Annotated in this window: 12 protein-coding genes, 1 tRNA gene and 1 pseudogene; 4 read left to right on the plus strand and 10 right to left on the minus strand. The window is 73.3% G+C overall.

Annotation, left to right across the window (positions count from 1 at the left end):
* Positions 1-168 precede the first annotated feature (168 nt).
* Both IE140_RS21350 and IE140_RS21355 read left to right on the plus strand, forming a co-directional pair.
* Positions 169-2,820, plus strand: coding sequence for an ATP-binding protein (locus IE140_RS21350; RefSeq protein WP_150197495.1), 2,652 nt, complete (start codon positions 169-171; stop codon positions 2,818-2,820).
* A 50-nt stretch (positions 2,821-2,870) separates the two neighbouring features.
* A tRNA-Pro gene (locus IE140_RS21355) sits at positions 2,871-2,944 on the plus strand.
* 111 nt (positions 2,945-3,055) lie between these two features.
* On the opposite strand, the gene IE140_RS36090 is transcribed toward IE140_RS21355, so the two are convergent.
* The 10 genes and pseudogenes from IE140_RS36090 to IE140_RS21400 form a co-directional block, all read right to left on the minus strand.
* Complete coding sequence (locus IE140_RS36090; protein ID WP_229826861.1) at positions 3,056-4,171, minus strand: ATP-binding protein; 1,116 nt, start codon at positions 4,169-4,171, stop codon at positions 3,056-3,058.
* On the minus strand, positions 4,084-6,465 hold the full coding sequence (locus tag IE140_RS21360) for an ATP-binding protein (protein WP_229826862.1): 2,382 nt from the start codon (positions 6,463-6,465) through the stop codon (positions 4,084-4,086). Before IE140_RS21360 ends, IE140_RS36090 begins: the two co-directional genes overlap by 88 nt.
* A gap of 105 nt (positions 6,466-6,570) precedes the next feature.
* The gene (locus IE140_RS21365) at positions 6,571-9,462 is read right to left on the minus strand and encodes a PQQ-binding-like beta-propeller repeat protein (protein WP_150197494.1); all 2,892 of its coding nucleotides are present in this window, start codon (positions 9,460-9,462) and stop codon (positions 6,571-6,573) included.
* A pseudogene (locus tag IE140_RS21370) lies at positions 9,462-12,013 on the minus strand (S8 family serine peptidase). The gene IE140_RS21365 and the pseudogene IE140_RS21370 overlap by 1 nt, the downstream one beginning before the upstream one ends.
* A 168-nt stretch (positions 12,014-12,181) precedes the next feature.
* Positions 12,182-12,586 carry an SHOCT domain-containing protein gene (locus IE140_RS21375; protein ID WP_150197493.1) on the minus strand — a complete coding sequence of 135 codons (405 nt, stop codon included), beginning with the start codon at positions 12,584-12,586 and terminating at the stop codon, positions 12,182-12,184.
* A 34-nt stretch (positions 12,587-12,620) separates the two neighbouring features.
* On the minus strand, positions 12,621-13,130 hold the full coding sequence (locus IE140_RS21380) for a nucleotide triphosphate diphosphatase NUDT15 (protein ID WP_189460628.1): 510 nt from the start codon (positions 13,128-13,130) through the stop codon (positions 12,621-12,623).
* 97 nt (positions 13,131-13,227) lie between these two features.
* The gene (locus IE140_RS21385) at positions 13,228-14,127 is read right to left on the minus strand and encodes an NAD(+)/NADH kinase (RefSeq protein ID WP_150196821.1); all 900 of its coding nucleotides are present in this window, start codon (positions 14,125-14,127) and stop codon (positions 13,228-13,230) included.
* The gene (locus IE140_RS21390; protein WP_150196822.1) at positions 14,124-15,137 is read right to left on the minus strand and encodes an SPFH domain-containing protein; all 1,014 of its coding nucleotides are present in this window, start codon (positions 15,135-15,137) and stop codon (positions 14,124-14,126) included. Before IE140_RS21390 ends, IE140_RS21385 begins: the two co-directional genes overlap by 4 nt.
* A 68-nt stretch (positions 15,138-15,205) precedes the next feature.
* Positions 15,206-15,988 carry an SDR family oxidoreductase gene (locus IE140_RS21395; protein WP_150196823.1) on the minus strand — a complete coding sequence of 261 codons (783 nt, stop codon included), beginning with the start codon at positions 15,986-15,988 and terminating at the stop codon, positions 15,206-15,208.
* A 189-nt stretch (positions 15,989-16,177) separates the two neighbouring features.
* On the minus strand, positions 16,178-16,807 hold the full coding sequence (locus IE140_RS21400; protein WP_093437343.1) for a TetR/AcrR family transcriptional regulator: 630 nt from the start codon (positions 16,805-16,807) through the stop codon (positions 16,178-16,180).
* Positions 16,808-16,969: 162 nt separating this feature from the next.
* Here IE140_RS21400 and IE140_RS21405 point away from each other — a divergent pair, with 162 nt between their 5' ends.
* Both IE140_RS21405 and IE140_RS21410 read left to right on the plus strand, forming a co-directional pair.
* Entirely contained in the window at positions 16,970-17,857 is an 888-nt protein-coding gene (locus tag IE140_RS21405) for a phosphatase PAP2 family protein (protein ID WP_150196824.1), read from the plus strand.
* Positions 17,854-18,831: a DMT family protein gene (locus IE140_RS21410; RefSeq protein WP_150196825.1), complete on the plus strand. Its 978-nt coding sequence runs from the start codon at positions 17,854-17,856 to the stop codon at positions 18,829-18,831. The genes IE140_RS21405 and IE140_RS21410 overlap by 4 nt, the downstream gene beginning before the upstream one ends.
* Positions 18,832-18,855 lie beyond the last annotated feature (24 nt).

Raw genomic sequence — 18,855 nt, forward strand, 5'->3', positions numbered from 1 at the left:
TCACCGGCAGGAACGGCCGGAGCCGTTCCCACTCCGCGTCTGACAGATCCCCGCGTTCACCCCGCCCCATGTTCGCAACAACGAGCGGATCAAACGACGGTCACATGATCGGCCGGACGGCTCCTAGGCTCGAACGTCGAGAAGACTGCCTCTGTGGGAAGGGTGGGCATGAAGCCGTCCCGGCCGTTGTACGAACGTGAACCGGAACTCGCCGCCGCTGCCGAGGCGGTGGACGCCCTGTGCGGGGCGCAGGCCGTCGGCGGGCTCCTGGTCTTCAGCGGAGAGGCAGGGCTCGGCAAGACGGCGCTGCTCGCCGAGATCCAGGCGATGGCCGCCGACCGCTGCACCGTGTGGTCCGCCCGTGGAGGCGAGACCGTCACCTCCGTGCCGTTCCATGTGGTGCGGCAGTTGCTGCAGCCCGCCCTCGACCGGTTCCCGCCCGACGAGACCCGGGCCCTGTTCGGCGACTGGTACGAGATCACCGCCCCGGCCCTGGGGCTTGCCGAGCCGAGCGGTCCGCAGCCCGATCCGCAGGGTGTGCGCGACGGTCTCGACTTCGTCGTCGGCCGGCTCGCATCCCGGCTCAGCCACCGGCCGTTGCTCCTCATCGTGGACGACGCCCACTGGGCGGACGGCGAATCCCTCGCCTGGCTGGCCTCGTTCACCGCCCGCCTCGGCGAACTGCCGGTCCTGGTCGTGCAGGCCCACCGCCCGCAGGAGCTGGCCGAACGCGACGCCAACTACATCGCCGACCGGGAGGCCGAACGAGGGGGCAGCCAGGGCACGGTGACCCGGGTCGCCCTGCGGGCCCTTACCCCGGACGCCACCGCCGTCCTGGTCCGCGCGGGCCTCGGCGACCACGCCGACGACCCGTTCTGCCGCGAGGTGTGGGCCGTCACCGGAGGCAATCCGTACGAGGCGGTCGAGCTCGTCGCCAAGGTCCAGGACCGCGAACTGCCGCCGGTGGAGGAATCGGCGGGCGAACTGCGCGAACTCGGCGCGTCCGCACGGGGCAGCGGGCTCGTCGCCCGGCTGGAGCGGCTCGGCACGAACGCCAACCGGTTCGCCTGGGCCGCCGCTGTCCTCGGCACCGACATCTCCCAGGAACTGGCCGCCACCCTCGCCGGAATGAGCTCGGCGGAGGCCGCCGACTGCACGGCCCGGCTGCGCGACGCCCGTATCGTCAGCGGCTTCGACCCGCTGGAGTTCGTCCACCCGCTGATCGCGACCGCCGTCTACCGCTCGATCCCGCCGGCCACCCGCACCGCCATGCACGGGCGGGCCGCCTGGGCGATCACCCGGGCCGGTCTCGGCGCCGCCGCGGCCTCCCGGCACCTGCTGGAGGTTCACCCGGACGACGACCAGGAACTCGTCGCGCAACTGCGGGAAGCCGCCGGCCAGCATCTCGCCGTCGGTGCGCCCGAAGCGGCCCGACGCTGTCTGGAGCGGGCCCTGGAGGAGCCGCCCCGCCCCAAGGACCGGGCCGTCCTCCTCTACGAACTGGGCTGCGCGACACTGCTGAGCTCCCCGCCCACCACGGTCCAGCACCTGCGCGCCGCCCTCGACATGCCGGGGCTCGACGACGGGCTGCGGGTCGACGCCACCTTCCGGCTCGCCGCCGCGCTCGCCCACAACAACCAGCTCAAGGACGCCCCGTTGTCGCTGGCCGCCGAGGCCGCGCGCACCGCGCCCGGCCCCGGGCTGATGCGCCTGCAGGCGGCGCACTTCATGTGGGAGGGCATGCAGGCCACCGAGGACGACGGGCCGGCCCGCTCCCGGCGCCTCACCCGCAACGCCGACCACCTCAAGGGCCGTGACAACTCCGAACGGGCCCTGCTCACCCTGCGGGCCTTCGACGCCATGCTGCGCGGTGAGAACGCCCAGCTCATCGTCGACCTCTGCGAACGCGCCCTGGTCGACGGCAGCCCCGCCCGGGGCCTCGGCTGGACCGATTCCGAGTGGGGCTTCGAGCTCCCCACGATGGTCGGCATCACCTACACCTTCGTCGACCAGCTGGACCGTGCCGAGAGTCTCTTCGGCGAAGCGGTCCGGGCCTTCGAGATCTCCGGCTGGAGCGGTGCGCACCTGGCGTTCGCCCACACGCTGCTCGGCATGGTCCACCGGCGTCGCGGCCGTCTCGCCGAGGCCGAGGGCTTCCTGCGCGAGGGCCTCCGGCTCGCCGACCGTGTCGGCTCCGGACTTCCCGTGCACTGGGACGCGGCCTGCCTGCTCATCGACACCCTGCTGGCCCGGGGCCGTACCGACGAGGCCCGCAGGATCGCCGACCGGTACGACTTCGGCCCGCCCTACCCCAGCGCCATGGTGCTGCCCGACGGACCGTGTGTGCGGGGCCGCCTGCTGCTGGCCGAGGGCCGGAAGAAGGAGGCGATCGCCGAGCTCGAAGCGGCGGGCGCCGCCCTGGAGCCGCGCGAACGGTTCAACGGCATCTGGGCTCCCTGGGCCGGTGACCTGGCACGCGCCCTGGCCGAGGACGACCCGGCCCGCGCGGCGCACCTCGCCGCCCGCAACCGGGTCCACGCCGAACGCTTCGGCACGCCCACCGCCCTCGGTGAGGCCCTGCGCTGCGTCGCCCTCTTCGCACCCCCGGAGCGCTCCGCGCAACTGCTCGCCGAGGCGGTGGGCCACCTGGAGAAGTCCTCCTCCGCCTACGAGCACGCCCTCGCCCGGGTCGACTACGGCATCGCGATCGGATCGCACCGGGAGCTGGCCCGCGCCCAGAAGCAGGCCATGGCCTGCGGAGCCGAAGGGCTCGCCGCCCGCGCCCAACAGGCACGCGCGTCGATACGGTCCTCGGAGTGAGGTAATGTTTGTCCTGCGCGGCCACCCGGGACAACCGGGAGGAAACGCGGCGGGACGTGGCGCAGCTTGGTAGCGCACTTGACTGGGGGTCAAGGGGTCGCAGGTTCAAATCCTGTCGTCCCGACTGGAGACAGTCGCAGGTCAGAGGCCGTTCCGGAGAAATCCGGAACGGCCTCTGACCGTTGTGCGTCCGGCGGCCTGCCCGGCCTCCGGAAGCGGTCCGGCTGACCGTGCGTCAGCCGCTGCTCGTTGCCGCCGCCTCGTCCATGAGACGCCGTGCCGTGGCCGCATAGCGCAGGCCCGCCGGATAGGGCAGCGCCCGGGCCAGTTCCTCGGCGCGGGCCAGGGACTCCCGCGCGGCCCCGCCCGCCGCCTCGTCTTCCGGAAGCCGGGACAGGGCCACGGCGAGGGCGAGGCCCGCCTCCGCCTCGGTGATGCGCTCGCCCGTACGCCCGGCCCGTACCGCCTCCGCATACGCCAGATCCCGTGCCGGTCCGGCGCTCCCCGTCAGGATCTCCGCCCACGCCACCAGCACCGGGGCTTCGTCCGCGCGGCCCTCGACGACCCGGAGCACCTCGTGCGGACGGCCGGTGCGCAGGGCCAGTTCGGCGCGGGCGGTGCGTATCTCGTGGCCCGCCTGCCGGTCCACGAGCCCGGCGACGGAACTCTCGGCACGGTCGAGGAGGAGCCCCGCCTCGGAGGGCCTCCCGGTGCGCATCCGCACCGTGGCGAGCGCCGCCAGGGTGTACGGCAGACACCAGACGTCGTCCTGCTCGGCGCCCGTCACCGCCGCCTCGGCGAGTGTGCGGGCCTCGTCGAACTCTTCGAGCAGCAGGTGCAGCTCGGCCAGGTTCGACCGTTCGAAGGCGGCGGCGGTCGGAGCGCCGGACCGCTCGGCGAGGTCGAGGGCCCGCCGCCCGATGGCGACGGCCTCCCGCAGCTGTCCACCGCGCCGCGCGTTCTCCCGCAACGTCGACAGCACCGAGCCCAGCAGGGTCGGGTCCCCGTACGCCTCGGCCGGGGCGAGGGCCAGGTCGGCCGCCCGCCGCGCCTCGTCCAGCCGGCCGCTCAGGCCCAGGTTGGCGGCCTGCAGACCGTAGGAGCGGGCCAGCAGACCCTGCCCCGGCTTTCCCGGCACGCGCCCCGCGGCGGCCATCGCCTGCCGGGCGGCCACGTGCCCCTCCTCGTACCTCCCCTGGACCCGGCAGATCACGGACAGCGCAAGGAAGTGGCCGGCGGCCGGCTCCGGTGCGGTGTCCGCGGTCACCGGATGCTCGCGCAGCACCCGGCGCCCGGCTTCCGGGCCGCCCGTACGCCCCAGGGTGTCGGCCAGGGCCGAAGCGGCGAGCACGATGTGCTCGTGGTCGTCGCGGCGGACGAACTCCTCCAGGGCGAGCCGCAGGACCTCGGCCGCCCGGCCGAAGTCCCCATGCGGCGCAGCACCTCACTGTGCGCGACGCGTGCCCGGGCCGCGTCCACGTCGAGCCGCGCCACCAGATCCCGGTAGTAGCGGTCGGCGGTGTCGTTGGCGTAGAGAGCCGCGGCCCGGGCCGCGGCCCTGCGCAGATAGTCGGCGGCGCGCGGATCGTCGGCACGGGTGAAGTGCGAGGCGAGGGTGTCGACGGCGTCCGGGCGGCGGCGCAGCACCGCCTGGGCGAAGGCACCGTGCAACTGCCTGCGACGGAGCACGGAGAGCTGTCCGTAACAGGTCACACGGACCAGGGGATGGCGGAAGATCAGCCCCGGCTCGTGCCGCCCTGCCACGACGATCTCCCGCTCCTCGATGAGCGAGGCGCCGATGGCCCGCTCCAGCGCGTCGGTCGCGGCACCGTCCGGGACCGGCGGGTGCAGCCCGTGCGCGGCCACGTCGAGCAGTTCGGACAGTGCCGTCTCGGGCCCGGCCACCGACAGTGCCTCGACGACGCGCCGCGTGTCCCGGTCCAGGCGGCCCAGCCGCTCCGCCACCAGCTGCCGGACCCCGTCCGGCGCCACCGCACCGCGATCGCCGTCGGCCAGACCGTGGGCGAGCTCGACGGCGAACAGCGGGTTGCCGAGGGAGAGTTCCCAGACGCGGTTCAGCCGCTCGTCGCGGCCGGCCCCGGAGAAGGCTCCTCCGGGCGCTCCCGGCACGGGTGAGCCGGCCGACAGGTCCACCGTGTCGCGCACCACCGCCAGGCAGGCCTCCTGGCCCAGGCGCCGCACCTCCTCCCGCGAGGCGAGTCCCTGGCGCAGCAGCGACCGGAGCCCGCTCCGCCGGGGGTCGCCGTCGGGCAGCTCCTCTTCGCGGTACGTCAGCAGGAACCTCGGCCCGCCCGTCTGCGCCGCCCTCCGGGCCAGGTGACTCAACAGCTGGAACGATCCCTCGTCCGCCGCGTGCAGATCGTCCAGGACGATCAGCACGGGCCGCGCCGAGGCCAGTCCGTCCAGCAGACCGGCCGTGGCGCGGAACAACCGGTCCCGCTCCTCCTCGGGGCTCCGCTCCGCGTCGGCACGCACCCGGCCCAGCGCGGGAAGGAACGCTGCCAGCTCCGGGTACTCGCTCCCCACCCGCGCCCGCTGTGCCGTGTCGTGTTCGGCCAGCCACCCGTCTAGCGCCTCCGCGAACACCCCGTACGGCGTGTGCCCCTCGGCGTCGTGCCCCGCCCCCCACAGCACGGCCGTACCGGCGGAGGCGGCCCGCCGCGCCACCTCGCCCACCAGCCGGGTCTTGCCCACCCCGGCCTCGCCGGTCAGCAGTCTGACCGCGGGCCCGTCCGCCGTGAGCAGCCGGTCGAGCAGCTCCTCGCGACCCCGCAGCGGCGTCGCGGCCGGGATGCGCAGCGGGGCCGGCAGCGACGGTACGTACGGGGCGGGTGCGGGCGCCGCCGCCAGCGCCGCGCGGTGCAGGCGCTCCGTCTCCGGGCCCGGCCGCACCCCCAGTTCCGCCTCCAGCGCCGCCCGGCACAGGTGGTACTGCCGCACCGCGCGCCGCCGCAGCCCCTGCCGGGTGTACACGTCGATGAGGAGGCGGTGTGCCGCCTCCTCGGCGGGACCGGTCCCGAGGACCTGCTCGGCGAAGGCCGCTGCCTCCGGGAGCCTGTCCGCCCCCAGGTTTGCCGCAGCGAGCCCCAGCAGCAGTTTCTCCTTCAGCGCGGCGAGCTGTGCCCGCCGCGTCTCCGCCCAGCTCGCATACCGGTCCTCCGGCAGCAGCTCACCGGTGAACCGCGCGAGGGCGTCCGCCATCTCCCGCTCGCCGCCGTGCTCCAGGGCGGCCCGTGCCGCATCCTCCGCTTCGTCCGCGTCGATCCACACGGCCGCCGGGTCGAGGAACAACAGGGCGCCGTCCGCGATCAGATAGGACGACGCGGCGCGCGGCGCGAGTTCGGGCTCCAGCGCCCTCCGTGCGGCGTGCAGCGCTACGCGCAGACTGCCCTGGGCGGCCTGCGGCCCGGCGTCGGGCCAGCAGAGGTCCATGACCTGTTCCCGGTGGAGCCGGTGTCCGGGGACGACGGCGAGCAGCCGCACCAGGGTCTGCGCGGTCAGCCGGGACCACCGGTGGGGGAGCGCGGGCCCGCTGTCACGGGTCGCCCGGAAACCGCCGAGAAGGTGCAGACGCAGACGCGGGGCGGTCGTGCCCGGGCTGTGTGTCGTGTGCCGCGCGTTCATGGGAGCGTCACTGTATCCGAGCGCGCGGACGGCCTCCCGGGCGCTTGCCCAGGAGGCCGTCCTGCCGTCCGTCAGACCTTCTCGCTGGTCAGGACATGTCTGTCGTCAGGCCTTGTCGATGCTCAGCGTGATCGCCGCGCGGATCGCCGTGTAGGGATTCGACACCTCCGTGCCGATCAGCTCGGCGGTGAGGTCGGCCCCGTAGTCGTCGAAGGCGAGCAGGACGATCTCGTCCTTCCCGTCCCCGTCGAGGTCGGCGACCAGATGCTCGCGCGCACCGTTCGCGCCGAAGCCGGTGTCGGCGCTCGGGTAGTCCACCCCGCTCGTCAGCACCGCCGGGTCGTAGAGGTTCACGAACTGGGTGCCGCTGCGGACCAGGACGCGGGCACCGTCCGGGCCCGTGGCGAACGAGCCGCTACGGACCTCGGCCAGCGCGCGAGGCGTGCGGTTCACGCCGTCGGAGGCGTAGGTACGCAGCGAGGCGAGGCTGTTCTCCACCAGTCCCTCGGGTCCGGTAGTCCAGTTCGCGAGCGTCGCGAAGCCGCCCGCCTTGGCCTCGTGCAGCAGCTTGCCGGTGCGGCCGTCGCGGATCTGGACCATGTTGGTCAGCTGGTTCGGCGGCAGCTGCTCGGAGTTGCCGCGCACGACGTAGGTGAAGACCACCGCGTGCCCGTCGGCGTAGGGGATGCCGGGCGAGGCGAAGGTGCCGGCCCGCATCGGGATCCCGAGCACGGAACCCTGGCTGGTCTCGGGCGCCTTCGGCGTGAACGACCAGACGGCCGATCCGTTCTTGCCCTTCAGCGCGACCGCGCCGACGACGGCGGACGCGTTCACGTCGGCGCCGCGGGTCTGGTACTGCGCGTAGACCTTGCCGTCGGCCGCGGACAGATCGGCGAACGCCGGGGTGCCGGTCTCCTCCGGGACCGCGTACTGCCACTTCAGGGAGCCGTCGCCCTCGTACGCGCGGACCTTGTCGGTCGCCAGGGCCACCTCCGCGACCCCGTCGCCGTCGAGGTCGGACGCGACGACGTTACGTACGTACTCGCCGGGGCCGCCGTCGATGACGGTGAGCACCGTGCCGGTGCGGGCGTCCACGATCGCGGCGGCCGTGCTCGCGGCCACGATCAGTTCGTCGCGCCCGTCGCCTGTGGTGTCGGCCGTGATGACCTGGACCACCCGGCCGGGCAGCGTCGCCGACCACAGCCGCTTGGGCTTGCCCGCCACCATCGACGGACCGTCGTAGGCGAACAGACCGTTGGAGGCGCCGCCGAGGACGACGTCGTTCTTCTTGTCGCCGTTGACGTCGGTGGCCGCGGCGGTGAACGGGGCGCCCTCCAGCGGCTGGACGCTCTTCTGCTTGCCGTTGCCGAGGTCGTAGACGCGTACGTTCTGGGCGGTGTCGACCGTGCGCACGCGCCAGGCCCCGCCCTTCTGGAAGGGCTCCACGTCCATCATCGAGCCGACGATGCCGCGCTTCTCCCACTTCACGGCGCCCTTGGCACCGGACAGCACCGCGAGCCGGGCGTAGTGCTTCGACGCCCTGTTCCCAGCGGTGCCGGAGCCCGCGGTGTCCATGTAGGAGGCGACGATCCTGCCGTTCACCGCTCGCAGACCCCAGGCGGCGCCGACATCGCCGCTGTCCCCGGTCCGCTTGACGGTACGGGTCCACAGCGGACTCGCGTCGTCGCCGTCCAGCGCACGGACGCTGTTGCTGTTCATCCCGAAGGTGTCGTCGAGCGTGGACTCGCTGACCGTGTACTCCGGCTTCGCGTCGCCCTGGATGTCGCCGATCTCCAGCGCCAGCGGGAGCGCGTTGATCCGCTCGGTGAGGCCGGTGCGGGCGCCCTTGGCCGGGGTGTACGAGGCGATCTCGTACTTCACGCCCTCGGCGGCGTCCGACTGCTCCAGCGCCACGATCCGGCCACGTGCGGCGTCCAGGCTCAGCTGGCGTACGTAGAGGCGGCCGGACTTCGCCCATGTGACGCTGCCGTCCTTGGTGTCGATCACCAGGGTGTGGCCGCTGGGCGTCAGATCGGCGCTCTCCCGGCGCTCCTGGTTCCAGGAGGCGGCGAGCAGCCCGCCGCCGATCGGTTCGAGCGAGCCCCACTGGACCCCGGTGTACACGCCGGGGTCGTACGTCCATGTCTTCGCCGGCGTCAGCTTGCCTTCGGCGTAGCGGAAGCGGATGCCGTTCAGCGTGGTCCTGGAGCCGGCCGGGGAGTTCATGTTGTAGTACGCCGAGTCGGCGACGACGAGGGTCTTGCCGAGCAGTTTGATGTTGTACGCGGCGGCGTACAGCTTCGACCACAGCGTCTTTCCGGTGGCCCCGTCGAGGACCGTGACGAAGGTGCCGTTGGGCAGCGGTGAGCCGGGCGAGGTGAAGGGCCGGTAGGGGAGGACGCCGACCCTGGCGGTGAAGACGATGTCGTCGACACCGTCGCCGGTCAGATCGCCGGTGGTGACACCGTCGTCGGTGCTCGGGCCGAACGGGCTGACCGCGTTGAAGCCCATGGCGACGGCGGGGGGATACGGTTCCGCGCCGCCCCGGGTCGGCGTGATCTGCCAGTCCTTGTCGAGGGACGTCGAGTCGCGGGCCCACCGCTGCTTGCCATTGGCGCCGATGCGCTGGATGGGACTGAGCGCGTTGACGGAGAAGTAGTCGCCACTGGTGCCGCCGACCGGGAAGGTGGCGGCCATGCCCTGGGCGCTCTCGACACCGGACTTCCGGGTCAGCTTCCAGGCGGGGCCGGCGGCGGTGGCCTCGACCGACTGCCGCGCGTCGGGGCCTTTCCTGTCTTGGCTCCCGTCCCCGGCCGCGCCCCCGTCGCCGTGGACGTCGGGCATGATCCGGCGGGCCATCGCGTCCGCCTGGCTGTCGGTGAGGGTCAGCGGTCCGTCGGCGTCGTCGGCGTGGACCGCCGGGGAGGCGCTCATCGCGAGACCGGAGGCGATCAGTACGGAGGCCAGGCGCAGGCCCCGGCGTCGGATGTCTCTCATCAGGCGTCCTTCGGGGTGAAGTGGAGGGCGGTTGTGTCGCTCAGGACGGCCTCGTCGAAGGAGTGGCCGAGACCGTCGGTGCCGGCCTGGTTCTCGATGCCGGTGGTCGCCGAGCCGCCGCGCTGGAGCACGCTGCTGCCGGCGCCGCGGTACTGCAGGGTGATCGCACCGGTGGCCTCGTCGAAGACGGCCTGGAAGGAGATCCGCACCGAGGGCTCGGCGGCGAAGGACGCCTTGTCCCAGACGATCGCGAACTTCCGGGATCCGGCCTTGCCGGTGACGGCGGTCCTGACGCTGGAGCGCTTGTCGAGGACCAGGTCGTCCCAGAAGGCGGCGACGACGCCGTTGGGCCGGGCGTCGGCGGGCAGCGCGGTGTTGGCGTAGTCGCCCAGGCGTGGCTGGACGAAGTTGATCAGGCCGTTGGTGGTGACGGAGGCGCTGGTGTAGGTCACGCCGTAGAAGCGCACGGGGAACGGCAGGTAGACGGTCGTGGCGTCCTCGTCGCCGGTCAGGCCGGTGCCCGTGGAGCCCTTGATCCAGGAAGAGGTGACGGGAGCGCAGGAGTACGTGCCGCCCGCGTCGGTGCGGTTCGGTAGCTTCACCTCCGTGGCCTCCGCGCCGTCCACGTCCAGCGTGCCGCTGTACTTTCCGTTGCACAGGACCGGTGCGGCGGGGGTGACGCGCAGCGTGTACGCGCCTTCGGCGACCTTCGGCAGGGAGAACCTGCCCTTCGCGTCCGTGGTGGCTCCCTCGACCGGGGTGCCGGGCAGGGAGACGGCGGCCTTCGCGAGCGGCTTCCCGGTGACGTCGAGGACGGTGCCGGTCACCGCGTGTGCGGCGACGGGGGTCAGGGCGACATCCTGCGTCACGGGCTCGCCCGTGATCAGCTCGACGCCGGAGACCGTGCCGGTCCCGTAGCCGTAGCCGCTGAGGGAGAAGGTGTACGTTCCCGGGGGCAGCGACAGCCGGTAGGAGCCGTCGGCGCCCGTGGTCACCGCGCGGGTCGCGGCGCCGGTCGTGGCCCGGACCGTGACACCCGGCAGCGCGGCGCCCGTCGCCTCGTCGGTGACCTTGCCGGACACGTCGACCGCGGTGTGCGGGGCCTTGCCGAGGGAGGCGAGGATGTCGAGCTTGCCCTCGCCCCACACGTTGTTCCGTCCGGGTGTGCCGCCGCAGTGGGTGTCGTCGACGTCGGTCGCGCCCTCGTCGAGCAGGGCGCGGGTACCGGCTATGTCACCGATGAGCGAGGGGGCGGCCGACCACAGCAGGGCCACGGCGCCGGCTACGTGCGGGGTCGCCATCGACGTGCCGTTGAGCGCCTTGTACGCCGAACCGGGCCAGGTGGGGCGGACGTCGACGCCCGGCGCCGAGATGTTCGGCTTCGCCGAGCCGTCGACCGGGGAGGGTCCGAACCCGGAGAACCCGGCGATCCGGCCGTCGGCGTCGTACGCGCCGACGCCGTAGGCGGGCGCCTGTGCGCCGGGGGCCTCGGTGGTGCCGCAGGTCCTGCCGTCCCCCTTGTTGCCGGCCGCGAACGCCTCGAAGATGCCCGCGGAGTTCCACGCTTCGACGATGTCCTGGTAGAACGTCGTCGCGCCGCCGCCCCAGGAGTTGTTGACGATGTTCGGCGCCAGGTCAGGACGCGGGTTCCGGCCGGCGCGGTCGGTCGGCGCGAGGATCCACTGACCGGCCTTGAGCAGGGACTCGTCCGAGCACGAGGACGTCTCGCAGCCCTTGGCGGTGATCCAGGTGGCGTTCGGGGCGACACCGACGCCGCCCCGGCCCGCCATGGTGCCCATCGTGTGGGTGCCGTGGCCGTTGTTGTCGCAGGGGGTGCCGCCCGTACCGCACTGGCCGGTCGGGTCGTACCAGTTGTAGTCGTGCGTGAAGCCGCCGTCGCCGTTGTTGCCGCGGTAGTTCGTGACGAGGTCCGGGTGGTCGTACTGGACGCCGGAGTCGATGTTGGCGATGACGACGCCCTCACCGCGGTCGTCGTAGTCCTTCCAGACCTGGTCGGCCTTGATGTCCTTGATGCCCCACTCGGGGGTGGCGTCGGCGTCGGTCCCCTCGGCAGTGGCGGCTTCGGCGGGCAGGGCCTCCACGTCGTCGAGCGTGTAGTGCTGCTCCTTGACGATCCGGGCGACGTCGGAGCGCCCGGCGAGCTCCTCGACGAGGGCTCGTCGCCGGTCACCTTCACGGCGTTGGCGATCCAGAAGTTCTGGTGGCCCACCTTCCTCCTGTCGAGGAAGGAGTTCAGGGCACGCTGGCTGCTGTCCGCCTCGGCCCGCAGCTCCGTGAACGCCGACTTCGTCCTGGCCGCGTGCGCGCGCTTGCCCCGGGCGGCGGACAGATCGGCCCTGTCCTTGAGGACGACGAAGAAGGAGGCCTCGCCGCCCCCGTCCACGGCGTCCAGCAGAGCGGCGTCGACACGGACCGAGGGGCCCGTGCCGGCAGCGGCGGGCGGTGGACCGATCAGCAGGCCCGCGGCGGTGAGCGCTGCGGCCGCCGCCCATGCGGCGGCTCTGCGCCGGGGCGATCGAGACAGGTGCATCGGGATGCTCCTCCAGAGACGTACGGGGGAGTCCGGACGCTAGGAGGGCACCGTTACTCGGGCATTACAAGCCCAAGAAAGGGGGCCGGGGGTGTCGGCGACGTGCGCCGACACCCCCGGCCTTGTGTCGCAGGGGAAGAGGAGGGGAGGGGAGGCCGGAGCCCGGCCTCAGGCGAGCAGCTTCGCCTTCGCCCGCTCGTACTCCTCGGGGCTGAGTGCGCCCTTGTCCTTGAGCTCGGCCAGTTTCGCCAGGTCCTTCACGTGGTCGCTGCCGCCCGAGCCGCCCTCCGTGCCGGCGGCCCGGCGGACGTAGTCACGGAACGCGGCCTCGGAGTCCTTCGCCAACTTCTCGTCGCGCTCGTGCATGCTGCGTCCGCGGACGATGAGGTAGATCAGTACGCCCACATAGGGCAGCAGGATGACGAGGACCAGCCAGCCCGCCTTGGCCCAGCCGTTCAGCGAGTGGTCCCGGAAGAGGTCCGTGATGACCTTGAACAGCAGGAAGAACCACATGACCCACAGGAACAGGTACAGCATGGTCAGGAAGAGGTTCAGCAGCGGGTAATCGTCCATGGGGCCTACTCCGATCGCACGGATGGTCCCTTATTCATACAGTTGGTCCGATTGGTCCGCATCCGGTGATCCGCAGCATGTGTGCGGGCGGGTGAGTGATACCCAGCTCCGGTCGCCAGGCCGCCAGGATCTGCGCCGACGGATCGAACAGCGGGGCGGGAAGCTCCTCGGGCGCGGTCCACCGCCAGGCGCTGATCAGATGCGGCTCGGTCACCTCGGGATCACCGGAGGTGAGCCGCACGACGGCCGCCATGCTGATGCGGTTGATCCCGCCGATCACGTCGTGGACCATCGCGATGATCTCCACGGACGCCTCGTCGACCACCAGGCCCGTCTCCTCGCGCAGCTCCCGGACGGCCGCCGCGGGGATCGACTCGTGCGTCGCGTCGACCTTCCCGCCCGGCAGCTCCCACGTACCGCTGTGATGCCGGCCCAGCAGAATGCGCCCCTGGCCGTCCTCGACGATCACCCCGACTCCGAGGGCCGCCTGGGCCGTGGGCGGGCGGGTGTTGCGGGCGGGCGCGGTGACGGGGTCGGCCGACATGGTGCTGGTTCTCCGCTCTCCGGTGCGTGTTCGTGTGCGGTACGCGTACGGGGGACGCGTGCGGACCACCGTAGCGAAGCCGCCGCGGCGGGCACGCTCAGATCACCAGGCGCAGCGATCTCTCCGCGATGCCCAGCCGTACGCTCTGACCCCAGGTCAGCTCCAGCGCGTCGGACTCCATCCCGTCGCCGAAGACCACGATCCGGTCCGACTCCACGGTGAGGCGCAGCCCCTGCCCCCGCCCCAGTTCGCCCGCCACCCGCGACGTCCCGGTCGCCGGGGACGGCCAGGCCTCGCGGACGAACCACAGGAGGCGCGCGTCGCACGGTGCGGGCAGCGGCAGCGCGCTGCCGCGCTCCAGCCACAGCGAGCGGAGCCAGCCGGTGGCGCCCGTGCCGGTGCCGACCAGCACCCCGGAGGATGCCTGGGCCTCGCCGGGGGCGCTCTCGCCGTCGGCGCCCAGGCGGTAGCGGGCCGTCTGGTGGCCGGGCGGCCCGAGGTAGATCTCGTTGAGGGCGAGGAGGCGCTGCGTGTCGTCGGCGACGGCCTCGACCATGGTCAGCTCCTCCGCCTTGCCGGCGGAGGCGGTCGCGGCGCGCAGCAGGGCCGCCGTGTCGGCATGGCGGTGGCGGACCAGGACGCCCGGGTTGTGCCCGGGGGCGGTGTCGATGCCCACCACCGGCTGACCGGACAGATACTTCGCGGTGTTGGCGACCAGACCGTCCTGGCCGACCACGACCACCACGTCCTCCGGGGCGAACAGGAAGCGGTCCAGGTCCGCCCGCTCCACCCGGGAGCTGCGCCAGGTGAGCGGCACCGCCGCCGCCACCTCGCGCAGCGCCTGCCGGGTGTCCTCGTGGCGGCGGGCCACCTCGTCGATCGAGCGGCCCCGGCTGGACAGGAAGAACGCGGCCTGCCCGTGCGTCCCGTGCCGCGCGAGCAGCTCCTCGTACTCCGTCCGCCGGTGGACGATCACCGCCCGGGGCGCCAGGCTCACGCTCCCGCCCCGCCTTCCGGACGGCCGAGCCTGGCGAGCAGCCCGGTGAGGACGTCGGGGGAGAGGGTGAGGCTCTCGATGCGCGGCAGGTTCTCCGCGAGCCGGGTCGCCGCGAGGGCGTGCAGTATGGCCGGGTCGACCTCGCCGTGCACCCGCAGCCAGGCGGCCTGCGCCTCGGCCCGGGCCCCGCCCGTCTCGCGGGCCGCCTCGGCCTCCGCCCGGGCCAGGCGCACCTTGCGGGCCGCCTCCGCCTCGGTCCGTACGCCGTCGGCGGCGGCCTTCTCCTCGGCCTCGCGGCGGGCGTTCGTGCCGCGCTGGTCGACCAACTCCTCCTCGCGCCGGGCCAGTTCGATCTGGCTGGCCAGCTCGTTCTCGGCGATGGCGCGTTCGCGCTCGACGGCCACGGCCCGCCGTTCGTAGGTGGCCCGGTCCGCCTCCTGCTGGATCTGCTCGCGGGCCGGGGTGCGCAGGGCGCGCTCGACCTCGGCCTCGGGGCGGATCGCGACGACGCGCACGGCCACCACGTCGATGCCGGTGGCCGGGAGGCGGGGCTCGGCGGCGAGGCCGGTGGCGACCCGTTCGCGTACGGAGGCGACGCCGTCGACCAGGGTTGCGGCCAGTGGAGTGCGGGCCAGGACGTCCAGGGTGTGCTGCTGCGCGGTCTCGGTGAGGAGGGTGGCGATCTGCTCCAGGGGCGCGCCGCGCCAGCTGCCGGTGTCCGGGTCGACGGAGAAGTCGAGCCGGTTCGCCGCCTCGGCCGGATCGCTGATCCGGTAGGTGACGGTGGCCTGCACGGTGACGTCCTGGAAGTCGGCCGTACGGGCGTGGAACGCCATGGCCAGCTCCCGGTCGTCGACCGGCACTTCGGAGAGCGCCGCCGACAGCGACCGGTACCAGAAGCTGAGCCCCTGGCCGTCGTGGGCGAGCTTGCCGCGCTTGTGGTGGCGGATGTGGGCGGTGGGCGCGGAGCGCAGGTGGCGCCAGCCGAAGCGCCGGGTGATGTCGGCCATGATGGGGACCCCCTTGATTTCGTCATAACGACGATAAGGGGTGGATGTTATTAGAGTCAAGATGACTATTAAGGGGATCCGGGGTGGCGGGCGACCGTGTACCTGGCCGGGATCTCGCCGCCCCCGTGTACGGCGAGGTCTGCGCCGTTGACGTACCTGGAGAGGTCGCACGCCAGCCAGAGGCAGGCCCGTGCCACATCGTCCGGCTCCGCCAGTCGCCCCATCGGGACGACGCCCGCCACCGCGTCCCCGCCGTCCTCTCCGTACAGTGCGGCCGCGTTCTCGGTCCGGACGAGGCCCGCAGTGATGTGGTTGACCCTGACCCGTGGTGCCCATTCCAGGGCCAGCGCCCGGGTCAGCCCGAGCAGGCCCGCCTTGGCGGCGGAGTAGGCGGCGGTGCCCGGCTGCGGAGCGTGGGCGGAGACGCTGCCGATGTTGATCACGCTTCCGCCGCCCGGCTGCTCCCGCATCGCCAGGTTCGCCGCCTGAGCCGTGTAGAAGGGGGCGAGGAGGTTGAGCGCGACCACCTTCTCCACGAAGCGCGGCGAGACCGTCGCTGCCTCCGCGTCCGGGGAGCCGCCGGCGTTGTTCACCAGCACGTCGAGCCGCCCGAACCGCTCGGCGGTCGCCTCGACGACATCCGTCGCCGCCTCCGGGTCCCGCAGGTCCGCCGCCCGGAACGCGACCTCGCGCCCGCCCGTCGACGGCAGGTCGGCCGGTGTCGAGCGCCCGCAGACCATGACGTCCGCACCGCTCGCCAGGAAGGCTCTCGCGATCGCGGCCCCCAGGCCCCTGGTGCCGCCGGTGACGAGTACGGCCCGGCCGGTGAAGTGGAGCTGGTCGTCGTCCATGGTCGGCCTCCCTGAGCGGAATCTACCAAGCGCTTGTTAGGTGCGATAGAGGGGGTGTGGGTGCGTATACACGGGCGGCCGGTGACCTCCGAGAGGTCACCGGCCGGCCGGGCGGTGCGCCGCCCCCGTCCCCACGGTGCGGCGCGGGTGGACCGTCCCCATCCGCAGGGACGGGCGGTCCACGTCTTGTCAGGACTCCGGCGCTCCCGCCCTGAGTCCGAGGCCCGGGAGGATCGCCCGCTCCACGAACCGGGTCAGATACGCGGCGTCGGCGTAACGCCCTTCCAGCAGCGGCCGGGCGCGCAGTACGCCGAGCAGCTGGGCCGCCACGAAGTCGGCCGCCGGGAGGTCCGCCGCGATCTCGCCGCGCTCCTGACCCCGCCGGACCATCGCGTCGATCGCCGCGACCTCCGGCAGGATCAGCGCCTCACGCAGCGCGCACAGCAGCTCCGGGCTCTGCAGCGCGGCATGGCTGAGGGCGTGCATCAGTGGGGTGTCGCTCCCCGAGGCCTCGCCGATCGCCCGCGCGGCCTCCAGCAGATCCCCGGCCAGCGTCCCGGTGTCGATCTTCGGGAGTCGCATCCGCCGGGTGCCGTGCAGCGCGGCCACCACCAGCTCCGGCTTGGAACCCCACTGCCGGTAGAGCGTCGACTTCCCGCACCGGGTGCGCGAGGCGACACCCTCCATCGTCAGCGACTCGTAACCGCTCTCCCGCAACAGTTCCAGCACCGCCGCGTACAGCTCCTGCGCTCGCTCCGGTGTGATCTTCGACCGGGGCGAGGAGAGGGCTGACTCCGGTACGGAATCGGGCGACGGCATGGGCTCTACCTCCAGCGGCGGTGCGGTGAGGCTCTCGATACGCCAGTGTACCGATACGCGCGTGTACCGATACGCCAACGTATCGGTACACTGGCGTATCGATACGGCGTGGATCGATGGAACCGGGCCGTCCGCTACCGCTTCGCATCCAAGGGGGCACGGGTGAGACTCGCCCGCACCGAGCCCACGGACCAGGAGCCGGACATACGTGCCCGACCGCCCCTCGTCCGCGAGTTCCTTCTCGTGGCCGGACTCTTCCTGGCCTACAAATTCGGCCGTCAGGCCGCCAACGGCCATGTCGAGGAGGCGTTCCGCAACGCGGGGAGCGTCTGGGACCTCGAACGTGCCCTGCACCTCCCCGGCGAGGGCGCCGTCCAGGGGCTCCTGCTGCACAGCCAGCCCCTGATCCACGCGGCGAACACCTACTACGCCGCCGTGCACTTCCCGGCCGCGGCCCTCTTCCTGGTCTGGCTCTACTGGCGGCGCCCCGCCCACTACGTCCGGTCGCGCCGCGTGCTCGCAGCGCTCACCGCCGCCGCCCTGGGGCTGCACCTGCTGTTCCCACTGGCGCCGCCCCGGATGCTCCCGGCCGCCGGACTCGTCGACACCGGTCAGGTCTACGGGCCGACGGTGTACGGGCAGACGCCCGCGACCGACACGATGGCCAACCAGTTCGCCGCGATGCCCTCGCTGCACGTCGGCTGGGCCGTGATGGTCGCCGTCGGACTGATCGCCGCCACCCGCTCCCGGTGGCGGCGGCTGTGGCTGCTGCACCCGGCGATCACCCTGTTCGTCGTCGTGGGCACGGCGAACCACTACTGGCTCGACGCGATCGTCGTCGTGGCGCTGCTCGCCGTCGCGCTCGCCGCGTTCCGGCTGCCGCTGTCCGCCCGGACCGTTCCTGCGCGGCTGCCGGGTGGGCCCGTCCCGGCCTCGCCGCCGAACCCCGTGCCCGCTGGGGCGACCGACGTACGGTCCGTCGCGCAGGGCACCCCGGAGGGCACCCGGGAACCCGCCCCGGAGCTCACCCCGAGCGGGGTCGGCCGATGAACGCCACCCTGCTCGCCGTCGCGCTCTCCCTCGTCTCCGCCGGCGCCTACGCTGCCGCCGCAGTCGCCCAGTCCCGGCTCGCCGGTCGTACCGACCCCGGCACCGGGGTCCTGCGCATGCTGGGCCGGGGCGCCTGGTGGTCGGCGGTCGGCCTCAACGCCACGGGCGCGCTGCTGCACGTGGCCGCGCTCAACTACGGCCCGCTCACCCTGGTCCAGCCCCTGGGGGCGCTCACCCTCGTCGTCGCCGTCCCGCTCGGGGCGCGCGCCGCCGGCCGCCGGGTCGGCCGCGTCGAGTGGCGGGGCACCGCGCTGACCCTGCTCGGCCTCGGCGCGCTGCTCGGAGCCGCCGGCGGCTCCGCCCCGCACGAGACGCTCACCCTCCCCGAGGCCCTCGGTGTGGGTGCGGCCACCATGGCGGTTGTCGCCGGGCTCAGCAGGCCCGGGGCCCGCCCCGGACTGCGGCACGCGGCGGCGTCCGGGATCACCTCCGGGGTTGCCTCGGCGCTCACCCAGACCCTCACGGTCGCCGTCACCGACCACTCCGGCGGCCCGCTGTTCAGCTGGCGGCTGCTGACGGTGGCGCTGCTCGTCTCCGCCTTCGCGATGGGCGGCCTGCTGCTGTCCCAGACCGCGTACCGGGGCGGGCTCGGCGCACCGCTCGCCGTGGTCACCCTCGCCAACCCGGTCGCCGCCGCCGCGATCGGCCTGGCCCTGCTCGGTGAGCGCCTCCAGGGCGGGCCGGTCAGCCTGGTGCTCGCCCTGCTCGGTACGGCGGCTGCCGTGCGCGGCGTGATCCTCCTCAGCCGGGCCCAGGCGCGGAACGCGGACCCGGGTGGCGTGGCCGAGGGGGCCGTGCTCGTGGATCGGGTGCCTGTGGATCCGGTGCCCTCGCGGGTCGTGATCGGGAGCCCTCGCCCCGCGGTCGTCCCGGAACCCGTGGCCGTACGGGCGGGCGGCGCGCCGCACCCGTGACGCCGGGCGTCACCCGTAACACCG

It is taken from the genome of Streptomyces parvus (assembly GCF_014648875.1).
Classification (GTDB): Bacteria; Actinomycetota; Actinomycetes; order Streptomycetales; family Streptomycetaceae; genus Streptomyces; species Streptomyces parvus.